22 protein-coding genes are annotated in these 18,525 nt (G+C 29.9%); all 22 read left to right on the top strand.

What is annotated here, in order from left to right; all coding sequences use genetic code 11:
• Positions 1 to 2 precede the first annotated feature (2 nt).
• The 22 genes from ACTHUW_RS06300 (at position 3) to ACTHUW_RS06195 (ending at position 18,523) form a co-directional block, all read left to right on the top strand.
• The gene (locus ACTHUW_RS06300) at positions 3 to 1,193 is read left to right on the top strand and encodes a CapA family protein (RefSeq protein ID WP_442212815.1); all 1,191 of its coding nucleotides are present in this window, start codon (positions 3 to 5) and stop codon (positions 1,191 to 1,193) included.
• 152 nt (positions 1,194 to 1,345) lie between these two features.
• The gene (cdaA, locus tag ACTHUW_RS06295) at positions 1,346 to 2,182 is read left to right on the top strand and encodes a diadenylate cyclase CdaA (protein WP_442197326.1); all 837 of its coding nucleotides are present in this window, start codon (positions 1,346 to 1,348) and stop codon (positions 2,180 to 2,182) included.
• Positions 2,163 to 3,452: a CdaR family protein gene (locus tag ACTHUW_RS06290; RefSeq protein ID WP_442210484.1), complete on the top strand. Its 1,290-nt coding sequence runs from the start codon at positions 2,163 to 2,165 to the stop codon at positions 3,450 to 3,452. Before cdaA ends, ACTHUW_RS06290 begins: the two co-directional genes overlap by 20 nt.
• 11 nt (positions 3,453 to 3,463) lie before the next feature.
• Complete coding sequence (locus ACTHUW_RS06285; RefSeq protein WP_442199278.1) at positions 3,464 to 5,176, top strand: sigma 54-interacting transcriptional regulator; 1,713 nt, start codon at positions 3,464 to 3,466, stop codon at positions 5,174 to 5,176.
• Positions 5,177 to 5,427: 251 nt separating this feature from the next.
• The gene (gene ptb, locus ACTHUW_RS06280) at positions 5,428 to 6,345 is read left to right on the top strand and encodes a phosphate butyryltransferase (RefSeq protein ID WP_442210482.1); all 918 of its coding nucleotides are present in this window, start codon (positions 5,428 to 5,430) and stop codon (positions 6,343 to 6,345) included.
• Positions 6,345 to 7,427, top strand: coding sequence for a butyrate kinase (gene buk, locus ACTHUW_RS06275; RefSeq protein ID WP_442199279.1), 1,083 nt, complete (start codon positions 6,345 to 6,347; stop codon positions 7,425 to 7,427). The genes ptb and buk overlap by 1 nt, the downstream gene beginning before the upstream one ends.
• On the top strand, positions 7,393 to 8,115 hold the full coding sequence (locus ACTHUW_RS06270; protein ID WP_442212813.1) for an ATP-binding protein: 723 nt from the start codon (positions 7,393 to 7,395) through the stop codon (positions 8,113 to 8,115). Before buk ends, ACTHUW_RS06270 begins: the two co-directional genes overlap by 35 nt.
• 21 nt (positions 8,116 to 8,136) lie before the next feature.
• Entirely contained in the window at positions 8,137 to 8,367 is a 231-nt protein-coding gene (locus tag ACTHUW_RS06265; protein ID WP_442197332.1) for a 4Fe-4S dicluster domain-containing protein, read from the top strand.
• Positions 8,368 to 8,381: 14 nt separating this feature from the next.
• Positions 8,382 to 9,443, top strand: coding sequence for a 3-methyl-2-oxobutanoate dehydrogenase subunit VorB (locus tag ACTHUW_RS06260; protein ID WP_442212811.1), 1,062 nt, complete (start codon positions 8,382 to 8,384; stop codon positions 9,441 to 9,443).
• Positions 9,443 to 10,189: a thiamine pyrophosphate-dependent enzyme gene (locus tag ACTHUW_RS06255; RefSeq protein WP_442197334.1), complete on the top strand. Its 747-nt coding sequence runs from the start codon at positions 9,443 to 9,445 to the stop codon at positions 10,187 to 10,189. The genes ACTHUW_RS06260 and ACTHUW_RS06255 overlap by 1 nt, the downstream gene beginning before the upstream one ends.
• Before the next feature lies 1 nt (position 10,190).
• A complete protein-coding gene (locus ACTHUW_RS06250; RefSeq protein ID WP_442197335.1) occupies positions 10,191 to 10,727 on the top strand; it encodes a 2-oxoacid:acceptor oxidoreductase family protein in 537 nt (178 codons plus the stop codon).
• Positions 10,728 to 11,004: 277 nt separating this feature from the next.
• On the top strand, positions 11,005 to 11,901 hold the full coding sequence (locus tag ACTHUW_RS06245) for a YitT family protein (protein WP_442197336.1): 897 nt from the start codon (positions 11,005 to 11,007) through the stop codon (positions 11,899 to 11,901).
• A gap of 131 nt (positions 11,902 to 12,032) precedes the next feature.
• The gene (locus ACTHUW_RS06240) at positions 12,033 to 12,323 is read left to right on the top strand and encodes a hypothetical protein (protein WP_442197337.1); all 291 of its coding nucleotides are present in this window, start codon (positions 12,033 to 12,035) and stop codon (positions 12,321 to 12,323) included.
• A 211-nt stretch (positions 12,324 to 12,534) separates the two neighbouring features.
• A complete protein-coding gene (glmM, locus tag ACTHUW_RS06235) occupies positions 12,535 to 13,881 on the top strand; it encodes a phosphoglucosamine mutase (RefSeq protein ID WP_442197338.1) in 1,347 nt (448 codons plus the stop codon).
• A gap of 266 nt (positions 13,882 to 14,147) precedes the next feature.
• Entirely contained in the window at positions 14,148 to 15,974 is a 1,827-nt protein-coding gene (gene glmS, locus ACTHUW_RS06230) for a glutamine--fructose-6-phosphate transaminase (isomerizing) (protein ID WP_442210477.1), read from the top strand.
• Positions 15,975 to 16,169: 195 nt separating this feature from the next.
• The gene (locus ACTHUW_RS06225; protein WP_442197340.1) at positions 16,170 to 16,358 is read left to right on the top strand and encodes a transcription initiation factor TFIIIB; all 189 of its coding nucleotides are present in this window, start codon (positions 16,170 to 16,172) and stop codon (positions 16,356 to 16,358) included.
• Positions 16,359 to 16,435: 77 nt separating this feature from the next.
• A complete protein-coding gene (locus tag ACTHUW_RS06220) occupies positions 16,436 to 16,591 on the top strand; it encodes a hypothetical protein (RefSeq protein ID WP_442197341.1) in 156 nt (51 codons plus the stop codon).
• A 72-nt stretch (positions 16,592 to 16,663) separates the two neighbouring features.
• Positions 16,664 to 16,948 carry a hypothetical protein gene (locus ACTHUW_RS06215; protein ID WP_442197342.1) on the top strand — a complete coding sequence of 95 codons (285 nt, stop codon included), beginning with the start codon at positions 16,664 to 16,666 and terminating at the stop codon, positions 16,946 to 16,948.
• 94 nt (positions 16,949 to 17,042) lie between these two features.
• Entirely contained in the window at positions 17,043 to 17,402 is a 360-nt protein-coding gene (locus tag ACTHUW_RS06210) for a hypothetical protein (protein WP_442197343.1), read from the top strand.
• 35 nt (positions 17,403 to 17,437) lie between these two features.
• Positions 17,438 to 17,641, top strand: coding sequence for a DUF4177 domain-containing protein (locus ACTHUW_RS06205; protein ID WP_442197344.1), 204 nt, complete (start codon positions 17,438 to 17,440; stop codon positions 17,639 to 17,641).
• A 79-nt stretch (positions 17,642 to 17,720) separates the two neighbouring features.
• The gene (locus ACTHUW_RS06200; protein WP_442197345.1) at positions 17,721 to 18,287 is read left to right on the top strand and encodes a hypothetical protein; all 567 of its coding nucleotides are present in this window, start codon (positions 17,721 to 17,723) and stop codon (positions 18,285 to 18,287) included.
• 44 nt (positions 18,288 to 18,331) lie between these two features.
• Positions 18,332 to 18,523: a hypothetical protein gene (locus ACTHUW_RS06195; RefSeq protein WP_442197346.1), complete on the top strand. Its 192-nt coding sequence runs from the start codon at positions 18,332 to 18,334 to the stop codon at positions 18,521 to 18,523.
• The last annotated feature ends 2 nt before the right edge of the window (positions 18,524 to 18,525 follow it).

The raw sequence follows: 18,525 nt of genomic DNA, 5'->3' as shown, positions 1-18,525 counted from the left end.
CTTTGAAGAAATTAACAGTAATAATTATGCTTTTATTATCTATTTCCTTCGGACTTTTAGCTTGTTCAGATATAGATAATAGTGGTAATGACATAAAAAAAGATGATATAAAAAAAGATGACATTGTAGTAGAAGAAAAAGATGAGTATAGTAAGCTTTCATTATATGCTACAGGTGATATAATGTTTCATGGATCTCAACTTAAATCTGCATATAATAATTCTACAGGAGAATATGATTTTAAAGAAGTTTTCGAACCAGTGAAAAGGCATTTGGAAAATGCAGATATAGCTATAGGCAATTTTGAAACTACTACTGCAGGAGATAGTCTTCCTATATCAAGCTATCCTTCATTTAATAGCCCAGATTCAACAGTTTCTGCTTTGAAATATGCTGGATTTGATATATTATCTACAGCAAACAATCATTCTCTTGATACGGGTAAAATAGGAGTAGTAAATACTATTAATAATATAGAAAAAAATGACATGGATTATATAGGTACTAGTAAAGAAGACTACAAACCCTTTATATTAAAAGAAGAAAATGAAATTGTATTATCTTTTTTATCATATACTTATGGTTTAAATGGAAATGATTCTAGATTATCCAAAGAAGAATTAGAATATATGATAAATTTAATAGATGAGGAAAAAATAGAAGAGGATATAAAAAGAGCTAAAAATGTATCAGATAAAGTTGTAGTATTTATTCATTGGGGGGATGAATATAGTAGGAGCCCAAGTGAATTTCAAATGACCTTAGCAGATAAGATGTTTTCTTTTGGCGCAGATGTAATACTAGGAAGTCATCCTCATGTAATACAAAGATCTGAAATGATAAAGAAAGATGGAGAAGATAAATTTATAATCTACTCTATGGGCAATTTCATATCAAATCAAAGAAGAGAAACTTTGCCAAATGTTAGAAATAACATTTACACAGAAGATGGTATAATGGTAAATATTAATTTTAAAAAGAATTTAAAAACAGAAGAAGTAATTATAGAAGATGTGAATTATCTACCTACCTGGGTATATAAATATGCTGAAAATGGTAGAAACAAATATGAGATACTTCCTGTAGCTGATTTTGTAAATGATGAAAAATTATCTGTAGATATAAGAAAAAGACTTAAAAATTCCTTTAATCAAACTATGGAATTGATGGAGAAAGTGGAAATAGTAGAATAAATTTTAGGGATATCTTAAAGATATCCCTAAAATTTTGGAATTAGACTTAAATAATTAGCATATAGTTGTATTTAGAGGTTTTAAAATTATCATATATGTAATATAATTCTATTATAAGAGTAAAAATCAAATTAGATATAGAGGTGTTATAATTGGAGTATTTTAAAGGACTTATATTAAATATAGGCATAAGAGATATCATAGATATGATAATAGTTGCAATTGCTTTTTATAAAATCTATACTTTAGTTAGGGAAACTAGAGCAGAACAACTTATAAAAGGTATAGTTGTTTTACTTGTAGCTACAAAAATGAGTGAATGGTTGAGATTCTTTACTACAAATTGGATATTGGAAAGAACAATGAATGTAGGAGTTATTGCATTATTAATAGTTTTTCAATCAGAACTTAGAAGAGCACTTGAATACATTGGTAGAAGTAGGTTTTTCACCAAATCTTTTATAGAAATAAAAGAGGAAGATATTTCACATGTAATAGAAGAAATAGTAGAAGCTTCAGCTTCTCTTTCTAGACAAAAAATTGGTGCACTTATAGTATTTGAAAGAGAAACTGGACTTTCTGAAATAGTAGAAACGGGTAATATGATAAATGGAGCTGTTTCAAGTGGATTACTCATTAATATTTTTATACCAAATACACCACTTCATGATGGTGCAGTAATAATAAGAGAAGATTCAATAAGAGCTGCAGGTTGCGTTCTTCCATTAAGTGAGAATATGAATATAAGTAAAGAATTGGGGACAAGGCATAGGGCTGCCCTTGGAATTTCTGAAAGATCAGATGCGCTTGCTATAGTAGTTTCAGAAGAAACAGGAGCTATATCTATAGCTGATAGGGGTAAATTATCTAGATATGTAGATATACAAACCTTAAGACAAATACTCCAAAATATGTATAAACATCATGCTAAAAAGAAGCAAGGATTAATTGACAGATGGAGGAATAAGTATGAAAAAGGTAGATCTTAAAAACAAAAATTTTACAATGAAAATAATAGCTGCATTTTTTGCCTTTATAATGTGGACATATGTTATGAGTGAAGTTAATCCTAGCATAGTAAAACAAATTCCTAATGTTAAAGTTGATATCTTAAATGAACAAAGTTTGGAAATGAACAATTTAACTCTTATGGATATAAGTGATGAAACTATAACAGTTGAAGTAAGAGGAAGAAGAAATGATGTAATAAATATAAAGCCAAGCGATATCACAGCTAAAATTGACTTAAAAGGATATAGATATGGAATAAACAAGATACCTGTAAAAATATCTGACCTATATAATGCTAAAATAGTAGATTCTTCTCCTGAACTACTTACTGTAAATATTGATAAGCTAGTGGAAAAGCAAATGGCTATTTCTGTTGATTTACTAGGAGAAGCTGCTAGTGGTTATGCTCCTGGAGAAATAAGCTTATCCCCTTCTGAAGTATTGGTAAAGGGGCCTGGAAGCATAGTTAATAATGTAGATAAAGTAAAAGCCACTGTAAATATCGATGGAATTAAAAATGATATAAAAACTACAGTTCCTATGAAGCTTTTAAATAGCGAAGAAGATGAAATATCAAAATTGGAGAAGGATCCTAATACAGTAGATGTTCAAGTATCAATATTAAAGCTTAAAGAAGTTGATATTGAACCCGTTATAAATGGAAATCCATTAATAAATCATGAGATTACAGATATTGAAATAAATCCTAAGACTATTACTATAAAAGGAAGAGAAGATGTAATAGAAGGTATTGATAAAATAAAAACCAAACCTATTGATATCAGTTATGAATCAGAGGATTTAAATGAAGAAGTAGAGCTTGAATTACCAGAAGGGGTATATCTGGTAGGAGATAAAAAACCTGAAATATCTGTCAACATCTCAGAGAATAAGGAAAATGAATTTAAGTTTGATAAAGAAGAAATTAAAATTAATAATTTAAAAGATAATTTAAATTTAAAATTTGAAGATTCTAAAGAAAAAATAATTATTGCTATAACTGCAATTGAAGATATAATGAGCAAACTAGAAAAAAAAGATTTCGAGTTATTTATAAATGTAAAAGATTTGTCCAAAGGGGAACATGATATTGATATTGAAGTAAAAACTCCAGAAGATGTTATAATAGATAATATCACTCCTAAAAAAATTAAAATAATACTTGAAGATAAGGAAGCAGAAGATACACTCCCTACAGAAGAAGAGAGTATTAGGGATGAAAATCTTGAAGAAGAAAATGTTAATTAAGGAGAAATTATATGAGAAAAGAATTAGAAGTTATATTAAATTCAACTCATGATGCTATGATTGCAATAAATAAATATGGCGTAATTACTCTTTTTAATAAAGCTGCTGAATATTTAACGGGTATTAATAAAGATTATGCATTAAATAGAGAAGTGGAAAAGGTAATATTAAATACAAGACTTAACTATATACTTGAAACTGGAGATTTTGAATTAAATAGGGAACAAGATTTAGGAAATATAAAGATAATAACCAATAGAATGCCTGTAAAAAATGAAAAAAATGAAGTTATAGGTGCTGTAGCTGTATTTAGAGATATAACTGAGATTCAAGGACTTTCAAATCAAGTTAATAATTTAAAAGAAATGCAATCTATGTTAGAGGGGATATTTTATGCTACACAAGATGCCATATCTGTAGTAGATAAAAATGGTATAAATTTAATGATTAATCCTGCCTACACTAGGCTTACAGGTTTAAGTGAGAAGGATATAATTGGAAAAATTGCTACTGCCGATATAGCAGAAGGTGAAAGTATACATCTAAAAGTCCTAGAAACTAAGAGTAGGGTAAAAAACACTAAGATAAAAGTTGGACCAAATAGAAAAGAAGTAATTGCAAATGCAGCTCCAATTATAGTTGATGATGAGCTAAAGGGGAGTGTAGGTGTACTTCATGATGTTTCTGATATAATGAAGGCAACAGATGAACTTAATCTTGCAAAAAAAATAATAAGAAGTTTAGAAGCTAAATATACTTTTGAAGACATTGTAGGAAATAACATTCTTTTAAAAGAAGCTATAGAAAAAGCTAAAAAAGCAGCTGATGTACCTGCAACTGTACTTTTAAGAGGAGAAAGTGGTACAGGTAAAGAGCTTTTTGCCCATGCTATTCACAATGCATCTGATAGGAAGTTCAATCAATTTGTAAAGGTTAATTGTGCAGCACTTAGTGAATCTCTTCTTGAATCTGAACTTTTTGGCTATGTAGAAGGAGCATTTACGGGAGCTAAGAAATCTGGGAAAAAAGGGCTTTTTGAACAAGCATCAGGAGGGACTATTTTTTTAGATGAAATAGGAGAGGTTAGTTCAAATATTCAAGTTAAGCTTTTAAGAGTATTGCAAGAAAAGGAGATAATTAGAGTAGGAGATACAGAATCTATAGATATAGATATAAGAATAATAGGTGCTACAAATATGGACTTAGAAAAAGCAGTGGAAGAAGGCAATTTTAGAGAGGATTTATATTATAGGTTAAATGTCTTACCCATTATAATACCCGCATTAAGATATAGGAAGGATGATTTAGGAGATTTAGTATATAATTCTACAAGAAAATTAAATCAGGAATATGGTAGGGCAGTTAATGATATATCAGATGAAGCATTGGAGATTTTGAAAAAACATGATTGGCCAGGAAATGTACGTGAGCTTGAAAATATAGTAGGTAGGGCTATTATAAATATGAGATTAAATGAAAATAAAATAGAGAAATCTCATTTACCTAAGATAACAGAAAAATATAAAGAAAATATGAATATGAATATAGAAACTAGAAAACATGAACAATCCTTTGAAGAATTAAATGAAATATTGGATTCTACAGAAAAAGAATATATTACAAAAGTTTTAGATGAGAATAAGGGCAATAAAACTTTAACTGCAAAGATACTTGGAATTTCAATTAGAAGTTTATATTATAAACTTGAAAGACATGGAATATAAATATGCAATTAATTGCAAAAAGCATTATGATGTGCAAAAAAATGCATGCAATTAGTTGCACAAATATTTATTTTTTTAAAATCATAATAGAGCTAATATTTTCAAGTAGCTCTAATAGTGTGAGCTAAGGGAAAATGTTTTCCAAGTCTTATCTTATTAAAGCTATATTAGTTGGCATATAAATTGCAACTAATATACTCTAAGAAGATTAAAAGAAAAATAAAATATATAAAAGAAGAGGGTGTATACGAATGATTAAAGGTTTTAATGATATTTTAGACTTAGCAAAGAAAAAAGGACCTAGAACATTATCAGTAGCAGTAGCACAAGATAAAGAAGTCTTACAAGCTGTAAAAAAAGCAAAAGAAGAGGAAATTGCAAATTCTATATTAGTGGGAGATAAAGATGAAATAGAAAACATTGCAAAGACTATTGATATGGATTTAAATAAATTTGAAATTATTGATATTAAAGATAAAAAGGAAGCTTCTCTTAAAGCAGTAGAACTTGTAAGTAGTGGTAAGGCTGATTTAGTTATGAAAGGTATTGTTGATACTTCAATAATATTAAAGTCAGTATTAGATAAGGAAGTAGGACTTAAAACTGGAAATTTATTAAGTCATGTAGTTGCTTTTGATTTACCTACTTACCATAAAATTTTATTAGTTACTGATGCAGCAATGAATATAGATCCAGACTTAGACGCAAAGAAAAAAATAATAGAAAATGCTAATTTAGTAGCACATTCATTAGACATTGACGAACCTAAAGTTGCTGTAATATGTGCAAAAGAAAAAGTGAATCCTAAAATGCCAGCTACAGTAGATGCAGCAGAGCTTACAAAAATGAATGAAAATGGTGAAATAACTAATTGTATAGTTAAAGGTCCATTTGCACTTGACAATGCTATTTCAAAAGAAGCAGCTGAGCATAAAGGTATAGAACATACTGTAGCAGGAGATGCAGACATGCTTTTAATGCCAGATATTGAAGCAGGTAATATATTATATAAAGCATTAGTGTTTTTAGCTAAATCTTCTATTGCTGGAGTTATAGTTGGAGCAAAAGCACCAGTAGTACTGACATCTAGAGCAGATGATGATGAAGCAAAATTCAACTCTATAGCACTTGGTGTTTTAATGGCATCAAAAATGAAGGAGGAGAATTAATGACAAATCCTTATAGATTACTTGTAATAAACCCTGGCTCTACATCAACTAAAATAGCAATTTTTGATAATGAAAAATTAATATTAGAAGAAACTATAAGACATAGTTCAGAAGAACTTGAACCTTATGAAAATATATATGATCAATATGAATTTAGAAAAGAATTGATATTAAAAACGTTAATAGAGAAAGAAATTAACATTACAAAGTTATCTGCTGTAGTAGGTCGTGGTGGACTTTTAAGACCTATAGCTGGTGGAACATATAATGTGTCAAATAACATGATAGAAGATTTGAAAAAAGGAGTATCAGGGGAACATGCTTCTAACTTAGGTGGAATAATAGCAGGTGAAATAGCTAGTGGTTTAAATATTCCTTCATTTATAGTTGATCCTGTGGTAGTTGATGAAATGAAAGATGTAGCAAGAGTTTCAGGCCTACCAGAATTAACAAGAAAAAGTATTTTTCATGCATTAAATCAAAAGGCTGTTGCAAGACGAGCTTCAAGTGAAATGAATAAATCCTATGAAGAATTAAACTTTATAGTAGCACATTTAGGTGGAGGAGTCTCAGTAGGAGCACATGAAAAAGGTAAGGTAGTAGATGTAAATAATGCACTAGATGGAGATGGACCATTTTCTCCAGAAAGAGCTGGAAGTCTTCCTTCAGGAGATTTAGCAAAAATGTGTTATTCAGGTGAATATACTTTAGATGAAGTAAAGAAAAGAATAAAAGGACAAGGTGGACTTGTAGCTTATCTTGATACAAATGATGCAAGAGAAGTTGATGAAATGATAGATAATGGAGATGAAAAGGCAGAATTAATATACAAAGCTATGGCTTATCAAGTAGCTAAAGAAATAGGAGCTTGTGCTGCAGTTTTAAAAGGGAAGGTTGATGGTATAATACTGACTGGTGGTATAGCTTATGATAAATTATTTATTTCGTGGATAGAAGAAAGTATTGAATTTATAGGAAAAGTTTTCATATATCCTGGTGAAGATGAAATGATTGCACTTGCTCAAGGTGGTCTTAGGGTTCTTAGAGGTGAAGAAGAGGCTAAAGAATATAAAGTATTATAAAAAGGATGATTTTATGCTAGATGATAAGAGAATAAGAATAATAACAGGACACTATGGAAGTGGAAAAACAGAATTTGCAGTTAATTATGCAATAAAATTAGCTAAGGCTAATAAAAAAACTGCTATTTGTGATTTAGATGTTGTAAATCCTTATTTTAGAAGTAGGGAGAAGGAAGAGTTTCTAAAGGATTTAGGTATAAGAGTGGTTGGAAGCTCTATAAAAGGACTTGCTTCAGATGTACCTGCTATATCAGGAGAAATTTTAACTCCATTTCAAGATGATTCATTTGAAGCAGTATTTGATGTAGGTGGAGATCCAGCTGGAGCACGTGCTCTTGGAAGATATCATCAATATTTTAAAGAAGATAATTATGATATGTTTTTTGTGATAAATGCAAATAGACCTGAAACAACAGAAGTAGAAAAAACTATAGATTATCTAAAGAGCATTGAATTTCAATCCAGAGCAAAAGTGACAGGTATCATAAACAATACTCATCTTTTAAAATCTACAACAGTAGAAGAAGTATTGCGTGGTCAAGAGCTTTGCATGAAGGTATCACAGGAATTAAATATTCCTATTAAATATATCTCTTGTATAGAAAAAGTTGCAAAAGAATTACCAAAAGATTTAGAAGGAGAAATTTTTCCTATAAAAATGTATATGAGAGAAGAATGGATGAGTTAATTAATAAAGGGAGGGTTTTAAATGGCAAAGGCAAAAGGTAAAGTTACTTTCAGGGAAGATAGATGTAAAGGTTGTGAGTTATGTACAACTGTATGCCCTGTAAATATTACTACTATGAATAAAGATAAAATAAATATAAAAGGTTATCATCCAGCAACAGTAACAGATATGGATAAATGCATAGGTTGTGCAAATTGTGCTACAATCTGCCCAGACTCTGTAATTGAAGTTGAAAGAATAATAGAAAAATAATAGGAGGCGAAGAAATGGCTAAAGTATTAATGAAGGGTAATGAAGCTATAGGAGCAGCTGCAATAAAGGCAGGATGTAATTATTTCTTTGGTTATCCAATAACACCACAAAATGAATTACCAGAATATATGTCAAGAGAACTACCAGGTGTAGGAGGAGTATATTTACAAGCAGAATCAGAGGTTGCTGCAATAAACATGGTTTATGGTGCGGCTGGAGCAGGTGCACGTGTTATGACATCTTCATCAAGCCCAGGTATAGCGCTTAAGCAAGAGGGAATATCATATATAGCTGGAGCAGAATTACCTTGTGTAATAGTAAATATAGTAAGAGGTGGTCCAGGTCTTGGTGGTATTCAGCCTGCACAGTCTGATTATTTCCAAGCTACTCGTGGTGGAGGTAATGGTGATTATAGACATTTAGTATATGCACCAGCTACAATTCAAGAAACAGTAGATTTAGTAATGGAATCATTTGACGTAGCAGAGCAATATAGAAATCCTGTAATGGTAATAGGGGATGGAATGATAGGTCAAATGATGGAGCCAGTAGAATTTAATGAACCCAAAAAAAGAACAATTGCACCTAAAACTTGGGCTACAGATGGTACAAAAGGAAAAAGAAAGCCTAATATAATTAATTCATTATATATAGATCCACAAGTATTAGAAAATCATGTTTTAAAGCTTGAAAAGAAATATGATGAAATAAGGAAAAATGAAACTAGATATGAAAATTACAATGTAGCTGATGCTGATGTAGTTGTTGTGGCATATGGAACTACTTCAAGGATAGTAAAAAATGCAATAGTTAAATGTGAAGAAGAAGGTATGAAGGTAGGTCTTATCAGACCGATTACATTATGGCCTTTCCCAGATAAGGCATTTGAAGAAATTACAGATAAAACTAAGGCTGTACTTACTGTAGAAATGAGTACAGGTCAAATGATAGATGATGTTAAGATAGCAGTTAATGGTAAAAAACCTGTGTATTTCTATGGAAGAACAGGTGGAATGGTTCCAACACCAGATGCTATAGTTAGTGAGATAAAGAAAATTACTGGAGGTGAAAAGTAATGGCAAAGGTATTTGAAAGAACTAATGGTTTAGTTGATATACCTACTCATTATTGTCCAGGGTGTACACATGGTATAATTCATAGATTAGTAGGTGAAGTATTAGAGGAATTAGACGTACTAGGTGAAACTATAGGAGTTGCACCTGTAGGATGTTCTGTATTTGCATATAACTATTTTAATTGTGATATGCACGAAGCAGCACATGGTAGAGCACCTGCTGTTGCGACGGGAATAAAAAGAGTTCATCCTGATAAGGTTGTATTTACTTATCAAGGTGATGGTGATCTTGCATCTATTGGAGCAGCTGAAATAGTTCATGCAGCTGCAAGAGGAGAAAAGATAACTACTATATTTGTAAACAATGCTATATATGGAATGACAGGAGGGCAAATGTCTCCTACTACATTAGTTGGACAAAAAGCTACTACAGCACCTTTTGGTAGAGATCCAGTTCATGTTGGTATGCCAATTCGTGTATCAGAGATGCTTGGAACTTTAGATGGAGCTAAATTTGTAGAAAGAGTTTCAGTACACAATGCACCAGAAGTTAGAAAAGCTAAAAAAGCTATAAAAAAAGCATTTGAACTTCAATTAAGTGGAGAAGGATTTGGAATAGTTGAAGTATTATCTACTTGCCCTACAAACTGGGGATTAACACCTGTAGAATCTTTAGGATGGTTAGAAGACAATATGATACCATATTATCCATTAGGAAATATATGTTCACCTAAGGAGGTAAAATAATATGCAAGAAAGTATTATTATAGCAGGTTTTGGTGGTCAAGGTGTAATGAGTATAGGACAACTTTTAACTTATGCTGGAATGATAGAAAATAAAAATGTTTCTTGGCTTCCATCATATGGACCAGAGATGAGGGGTGGAACTGCTAATTGTAATGTAATGGTTTCAGATAGTAATATAGGCTCACCTATAGTTACAGAAGCTACTGCAGCAATAGTTATGAATAGACCTTCTCTTGAAAAGTTTGAAAATGATATAATAAAGGGTGGAAACCTATTAATAAATAGTTCTCTTATAGATAGTAAACCTAAAAGAGATGATTTAAAAGTATACTATATACCAGCAAATGAATTAGCAATGGATATAGGAAATTCTAAAGTAGCAAATATGATAATGCTTGGAGCATATTTAGAACTTACAAATGCAGTTGAAATAGATTCAATAATTGAAGCATTCAAGAAAGTATTTGGTGATTCAAAGTCTCACTTAATACCAATAAATAAAGAAGCACTTGAAAAAGGCGCTGAAGCTGTAAGATAGTTTAAATAAAACCCCTTGAAAAATTTTTCAAGGGGTTTTATAATACTAAAAATATATGAAAGTTTAAATATTTAATATTCATATTTATAGACAAAACACAAGTTAAACATATAATAATGAATGGTATAAAATCTTATAAATCTGTATTTAAAATAATCAGAACTATTACCATATATTAATAATATAAATGCTTTATTTAGTTGAAATATAGGTAGTAAGTATATATAATGAAGTTGAAAAACAGGTTAAAACCTGGAATAAAAAAGGAGATGTAAATGTGGAACTTGCTAATAAGGCAAAGTTTAAATCAAGTTCAAAAGATGATTCAAATGACTTGCCTCACTTGCTAAGATTAGGATCAATAGTTGTAGGAGGATTTTTATGTGCTATAGCAATTAATGGTTTTTTCATACCAAATAGTTTGCTTAGTGGAGGAGCTAGTGGTATTGCACTAATGATACATTATTTAACAGACCTTCCTACAGGATTATTAGTATTTTTACTCAATATACCAATATTTATAATTGGATTTAAAACAGTGGATAGGGATTTTTTACTTTATAGTTTTATATCGATGTTTTCGATGTCTCTATTATTAAATTTAACACAAGATATAGGAGCGAATATTCAAATTAATGATTTGTTACTTGAAACCATATTTGGAGGAATATTAAATGGTATAGGTATGGGTATAATGTTTAGAAATAAAGCTTCACAAGGTGGATTAGATATTATAGCTGCTATACTAAAAAAACGTCTAAATATAGAGATAGGGCAGGCATTAATGGGAGTAAACATACTAGTAATAGGATTATCATCATTCCTATTTGGATTAAAATTAGCAATGTACACATTAATAGGACTATATATAGGATATAAGATATTAGATAAGGTTCAAACTGGAATAGATACAAATCATACTGTTATGCTTATATCAAAAAAACCAGAAATAGTAGCAAGAGAAATATTTGAAGAACTTGGAAGAGGAGCTACATTTTTAAATGCTGAAGGAGCATATACAAATGACGATAAAAAGGTAGTTTATTGTACAGTTACCTCAACTCAAATAGGAAAATTAAAAGAGATAGTTACAAATATAGATGAAAATGCATTTATCAATATATCTGAAAGTAAAGAAGTTAAGGGTAAGGGATTTAGAAATATAGAATTTTAAGAGTAGGCATATGCCTACTCTTTAAAATTATTTGAATCATAAAATGAATATATTAAAATTGAAGAATAGTTTATAAAGATGAATTTTTTATAGTCCTAGCACCTTTTGCTTCAGCTGAAAGATATGAATTAATGGTTTTACCCTTAAAACATCAAATGAACTTTTCAAATATAAGTGATAATGAAATATCAAAATTAGCATACATATTTAAAAACATTTTTTCAAAATATAAAATTAATATAGGAGAAATATCATTTAATATTTATTTTGATACTTACTTTAAAGATGAGTTTAATGACTCTTTTCATTGGAAGATAAAAATAATACCGAGATTTTCAACCTATGCAGGTTTTGAAATTGCAACAGGTATACATATAAATACAATATTGCCTGAAAATATAATAGAAAAATTTAAATTTTAAATGGAAAATAGGATAATAAAATACTATAAATGCATATAAATAAAGGGGCTGTTTCTAATATTAGAAACTATCTTCTTTTAAAATAATATATAATATTTTAAATAACGATTTCATTCGACAAGAATCGTCATGAAACTGTCAAATAAGAGCTTGAGTATAATTTATCAGTATGATATTATAGTAAAGTATCTAAAATCGGGAGGTTTTTTAAATGGGACAATTGTTTGGAACTGATGGAGTAAGGGGTATAGCAAATAAAGATCTGACTGTAGAACTTGCATATAAACTTGGTAGAATAGGTGGTTATTTACTTACAAAAGGAAATGGAAGAGCAAAGATAGTTGTAGGTAAGGATACTAGGATTTCTGGAGATATGCTTGAAGCAGCACTTGTATCTGGTATTTGTTCTGCAGGGGTAGATGTATTATCTGTAGGAGTACTACCAACACCTGCTATAGCTTATTTAACTAGAAAATACAATGCTCATGCAGGAATTATGATATCAGCATCTCATAATCCAGTAGAATATAATGGGATAAAGTTTTTTAACAATAAAGGCTTTAAATTAACAGATGAAATAGAAGATGAAATAGAAAGCTTCATATTAAATGGAGAAGATATTTTAGTATTTCCTACAGGTGAAAAAGTAGGAAGAAAAACTACTGTAATGGATGCATTAAATGATTATAGTGAGTTTTTAAAGACAACACTTGATTTAGATTTTACAGGACTTAAGATAGCAGTAGATTGTGGAAATGGAGCTGCATCTATGGTGGCACCCTTATTACTTGAAGAATTAGGTGCAGAAGTACACGTAATTCATAATGAGCCTAATGGATTAAATATAAATGTAGATTGTGGATCTACTAAACCAGAAGAAGTTCAAAAATTAGTAAAGGACGTAGGAGCAGATATTGGGCTTTCATTTGATGGTGATGCAGATAGACTTATAGCTGTAGATGAAAAGGGACAAATCGTAGATGGAGATCATATAATGGCTGTATGTGGGCTTTACCTTAAAGAAAAGGAATTACTTACAGCAGATACTATAGTAGGTACAGTAATGAGTAATTTAGGATTAGATATTTGTTGTGAACAAAATGAAATGAAACTTTTAAAGACCAAAGTTGGAGATAGGTATGTATTAGAAGAAATGGCTAAAAATAATTATAAATTAGGTGGAGAACAATCAGGTCATATAATATTTTTAGATCATAATACTACAGGAGATGGACTTCTAACAGGGCTTAAGCTTGCATCAATAGTAAAAGAAAAACAAAAATCACTTTCTGAACTTGCGAGCATTATGACATCACTCCCACAAGTTTTAGTAAATGCCACAGTAAAGGAATCTCAGAAAAACAATTATTTAGAAGATGAAATAATAAAAGCAGAAATTACAAATCTTGAAAAAAGATTCCATGGGCAAGGAAGAGTTCTTATTAGACCTTCTGGAACAGAGCCGTTAGTTAGAGTTATGATAGAAGGAAAAGATAAGGAAGAAATTAAAACTATAGCTAATAAATTAGCTGCTTTAATAGAAGAAAGATTAAATTAAGAGGGCTAAAGCCCTCTTATAATTTCCGCAAAAGGGGTGATGCTACAGAAAAAGAAAAAAATTATATTAAAAAATAAAAGCGCCAGGGCAATAAAAGGACGGAGAAGTTTTATTGCAGACGAGGACGAGGTTTATCGAATCTATCGGCGGGTACCTCGGGGTATACTACTACCCTTAAAGATAAGTAAAACAAATAAGTAATTATTTGCACAACACTTATCAGGTAGTAAAAAATAAATATGTTAATGGAAAGTGAGTGAGACAAAATGTGTGGAATAGTTGGATATATAGGAAACAGACAAGCATCAGATATATTAGTAGAAGGATTATCTAAACTAGAATATAGAGGATATGATTCTGCTGGTGTTGCAATATTAAATAATGATAATTTAGGTCTAAGAAAATATAAAGGAAGACTTCAAGTATTAAAAGATAATTTAGAAAAAGAATCACTAGAAGGAAATATTGGAATAGGTCATACTAGATGGGCAACTCATGGTGAACCATCAGATAGAAATAGTCACCCCCATGCTAATAGTTCAGGAAATATTGCAGTAGTTCATAATGGCATAATTGAAAATTATATGGAAATAAAAGAAAAATTAAAATCAAATGGATATGAATGTGTTTCAGAAACCGACACAGAGGTAATAGCACATCTTATAGATATGCATTATGAAGGTGATTTAGTAGAAGCAGTTCAAAAAGCAGTTAAAGAACTCGAAGGGGCATATGCACTTGGGGTAATAAACAAAGAAAATCCTGACAAATTAATAGCGGTAAGAAAAGATAGTCCGTTAATAATAGGTATAGGAGAAGATGAAAACTTTATTGCATCAGATATACCAGCAGTATTAAAATATACTAGAAATATATTTATAATGGAAGATGGAGAAATGGCTATAGTTAAAAAAGATCATATAAGTCTTATGACTACATGTGGAAAATCTATTGAAAAGGAAGTTTATGTAGTTGACTGGGATATAGAAGCTGCAGAAAAAGGTGGATATGACCATTTTATGTTAAAGGAAATATTTGAACAACCAAAAGCAGTAAAAGATACATTATCTCCAAGATTAAACAAAAACAATGATATTAGATTAGATGATATAACACTAACAAAAGAAGATTTAGATAATATAAATAGAGTGTATATAGTAGCATGTGGTACGGCTTATCATGCAGGATTACTTGGAAAAAGCCTTATACAAAAATATGTAAATGTACCTGTTATAGCAGAAGTAGGATCTGAATTCAGATATAATAATCCATTTATAGATAATAAAACACTTATGATAGTAGTGAGTCAATCAGGTGAAACAGCAGATACATTAGCAGCACTTAGGATGGCTAAAGAAAAAGGAGCCAGAACCCTTGCCGTAACCAATGTAGTTGGATGTACAATGGCAAGAGAAGCTGATGATGTATTTTACACTTGGGCAGGACCTGAAATAGCCGTAGCATCAACAAAAGCATATACTACTCAATTAGTATCAATGGCACTGATTGCTCTTGATATGGCTAATAAAAAAGGAACTATAAGTAAAGAAAAGTATCACAAATTAATAGATGATTTAAGAGATACTCCATCTAAAATAGAAGATATATTAGATAAATCAGAAAATATAATTTCACTTGCAGAGCAAATATATAACAAGAATCATATATTCTATATAGGTAGAGGAATAGATTATGATGTAGCTCTTGAAGGATCACTTAAACTTAAGGAAATATCATATATCCATTCTGAAGCAATGCCAGCAGGAGAGTTAAAGCATGGTACAATAGCTTTAATAGAAGATGGAACTCCAGTAATAGCACTAGCAACCCAAGATAGATTATTTGAAAAAACAGTAAGTAATATAAGAGAAGTAAGTGCAAGAGGTGCAAAAATAATATCCCTTGCAAAAGTTGATAATACATCAATAGATCAAGCTTCTGATGAAGTGATGTATATACCTAATATAGATGATGATTTATCACCAATATTAAGTGTAATACCACTACAACTACTTGCATATCACGTAGCTACATTAAAAGGAGCAGATGTCGATAAACCAAGAAATCTTGCAAAGTCGGTTACTGTAGAATAGATATATTTCCGGGGAAATATGTTGTCGAAAAATAAAATAATATTTAAAAGGAAAGTGGAAGAAAAAGTAAGATTCTTCTGCTTTTCTTTTTTTATGTTTTTAATTAAATGGTAAAAATGATATAATTTATACAAGCATAGAAAATGATATTGTTATTCTGAGATCAAGCGAAGAATCTTAAAACGAGGTGGTATAATGATTAAAAGTGATAAATGTCCTAAATGTGGTTGTGAAGAAATTGGTCAAGGAGATACTTATGGAGAAGGTTCCATGTTCCCTATTAAAAGTAGATTTAAGTTTGGTTCACCTATAATAGCAGATATTTGTACAGAGTGTGGATATATAATAGAAATGAGAGTTGAAAAACCTGAGAAATTTAAGTAAAATTAGAAGTTACATATTCTTTATAATGGTGTCATAATAGTAGAATATAGCGAACTAAAACTTTGAGGAGGTTATGTATGGATGATAACAATAAATCTAATAGAGGCTCCTATCTTGCAATAGGAATTTCACTGGGAAGTGCATTTGGAATAATATTTAAAAACTTACCTCTAGGACTTAGCTTAGGGATTATCTTTGGAGTATTAGCGAGTGGAAGCAACTCTGATGAGTAATAAATTAGAAGTTATTTATTACACATTCTTTATACTATGTGACATAAATAACAATATAATGGAGGTATAATTATGTGGATAATATTAGGGCTTATTGCTATAGTAGCTACTTTTATAAATTTGTATATGTATAAGACTGGAAAGGATTATAAGTTTGCCATGGCAATGGGATTATCATTTACAGCATTGACTCTTTGTGCAGAATACAGCCTTGTATCTGGATGGGTAAAAGTAGAAGATTGGTCAGCTTTATTAGATGTAGTTCCTGGTATGGAAAGGGTATTATGGATTTTGACAATTATATCTATTGTAGTTAATACAACCCCCATACTTTTGGAACGAAAATATAAAGAATAAATTCTTTTATTGTTTATTTTAAAATAAATACAAGACAACAGAGGGAGATGATAATTTGTCTATAATTATTAAACGGAATACTGGATGGTTAGGGGTGGCTTCAAAAATTCAGATAAAATTAAATGGACAAAGAGCAGCTAGTATTAAGGAGAAAGAACATATAGAAATTGAAATTCCTGAAGGTAAAGCTAACTTAAAAGTCACACAATTCACAGCTAACAGTAATAAAATAACAGTTAAAGATGGAGATATAATAGAAATAACATCAACACCCTTTTACCGAATTAGTGTTCCTTTAATCGTACCTATATTATTTCTAGTAAATTTAATTCCAAATTTAACATACAGGCTGATTATATCTGGAGCTTTTTTTGCATTAATTGTTGTTTCTCAATTCTATTTTAAAATATTTAATCTAAGAGTTGTGGCAAATAAAAGGGGTCAACACCCATAAGGACAATCTTTTAAATATAAGGAGATGTATTTACTATGTATGAATATAAAGTTTTTAAATGTAATCTTGGTAACTTAACCCTTACCGAGGAATTAGAGGATACTTTAAATGATTATGCAAAAAAAGGATGGAGAATATCTAATATTATAAGCAACATAAAAGGAAGTGGCAATGCATTGTTTTCATCTGTTGACGGAAATCATGCTACTATTATACTTGAAAGGATGAAAGAAGACTAAGTATAAATTTCATATATTATTACATAGAATTGAAAAATTATGAAACATTCAAAAGATTTTTTCGGGAGATGGATTAGATATGAGAAATAAATATTTATTTATATTATTGATTCTTACAATACTAATGTTTACTGGATGTAGTAAATCTAGTACTGATATTAACCATTATATTAATAATGGAAGAGATATTGATACGGATGTTAAAGATTTTATGCCTGATATTGAAGATTTACCTGAGTACAAAAATATATCATATAAATATAATAATAAATCAATAATACTTTTTGCGTCAGATGCAATTACTCTTGTTGCTGAACATGATGAAGAAACCTATGAGAATGAAAAAGAAAAGTTAACAAAAATATATAGTTTTTTAAAACGAAAAGTTGTTTCCGATGCTGATGAAAGGAAATATTATATCCCTGAGTACGAGTTTTCCATTAATAGTTATGACTTTAAAATAGTAGATGAAAATAACAATTATAATGGAGAATACCCAAAATCATTTGGTATGATTGGAACATCTGATAAGAAAAAGAGTATAGCATATTTATATTTCTATGATACTGACCTTGATTATATAGAAAATGATAATGAAAAACCTATGGCTAATTTTGTAAAAGAGTATTTTGAATATGAATTTTAGAAATTAAAATAAATGTGTAGTTTTTATAAAGGAGTAGTTTAAAGTTGGATAAAAAAATCAATAAATTTATAGATATACTTTGTTTTTTAGGAGTTTTTGCAGTAATGTCTAATTTAATTAGTAATGAAGAAGCTTTAATCAGTAGACTTATATACTCTATCTTACTTGTTTGGGCAGGTGGGCGTATATTTTCGGTCATAAAGACATTATATAAGAATCAAGAAGCTGAAATTTAGAA

The sequence above is a fragment of the Senegalia sp. (in: firmicutes) genome (assembly GCF_052088025.1).
In the GTDB taxonomy this organism is placed as follows: domain Bacteria; phylum Bacillota; class Clostridia; order Tissierellales; family SIT17; genus Anaeromonas.
This window is presented reverse-complemented; position numbering and strand designations above follow the sequence as displayed.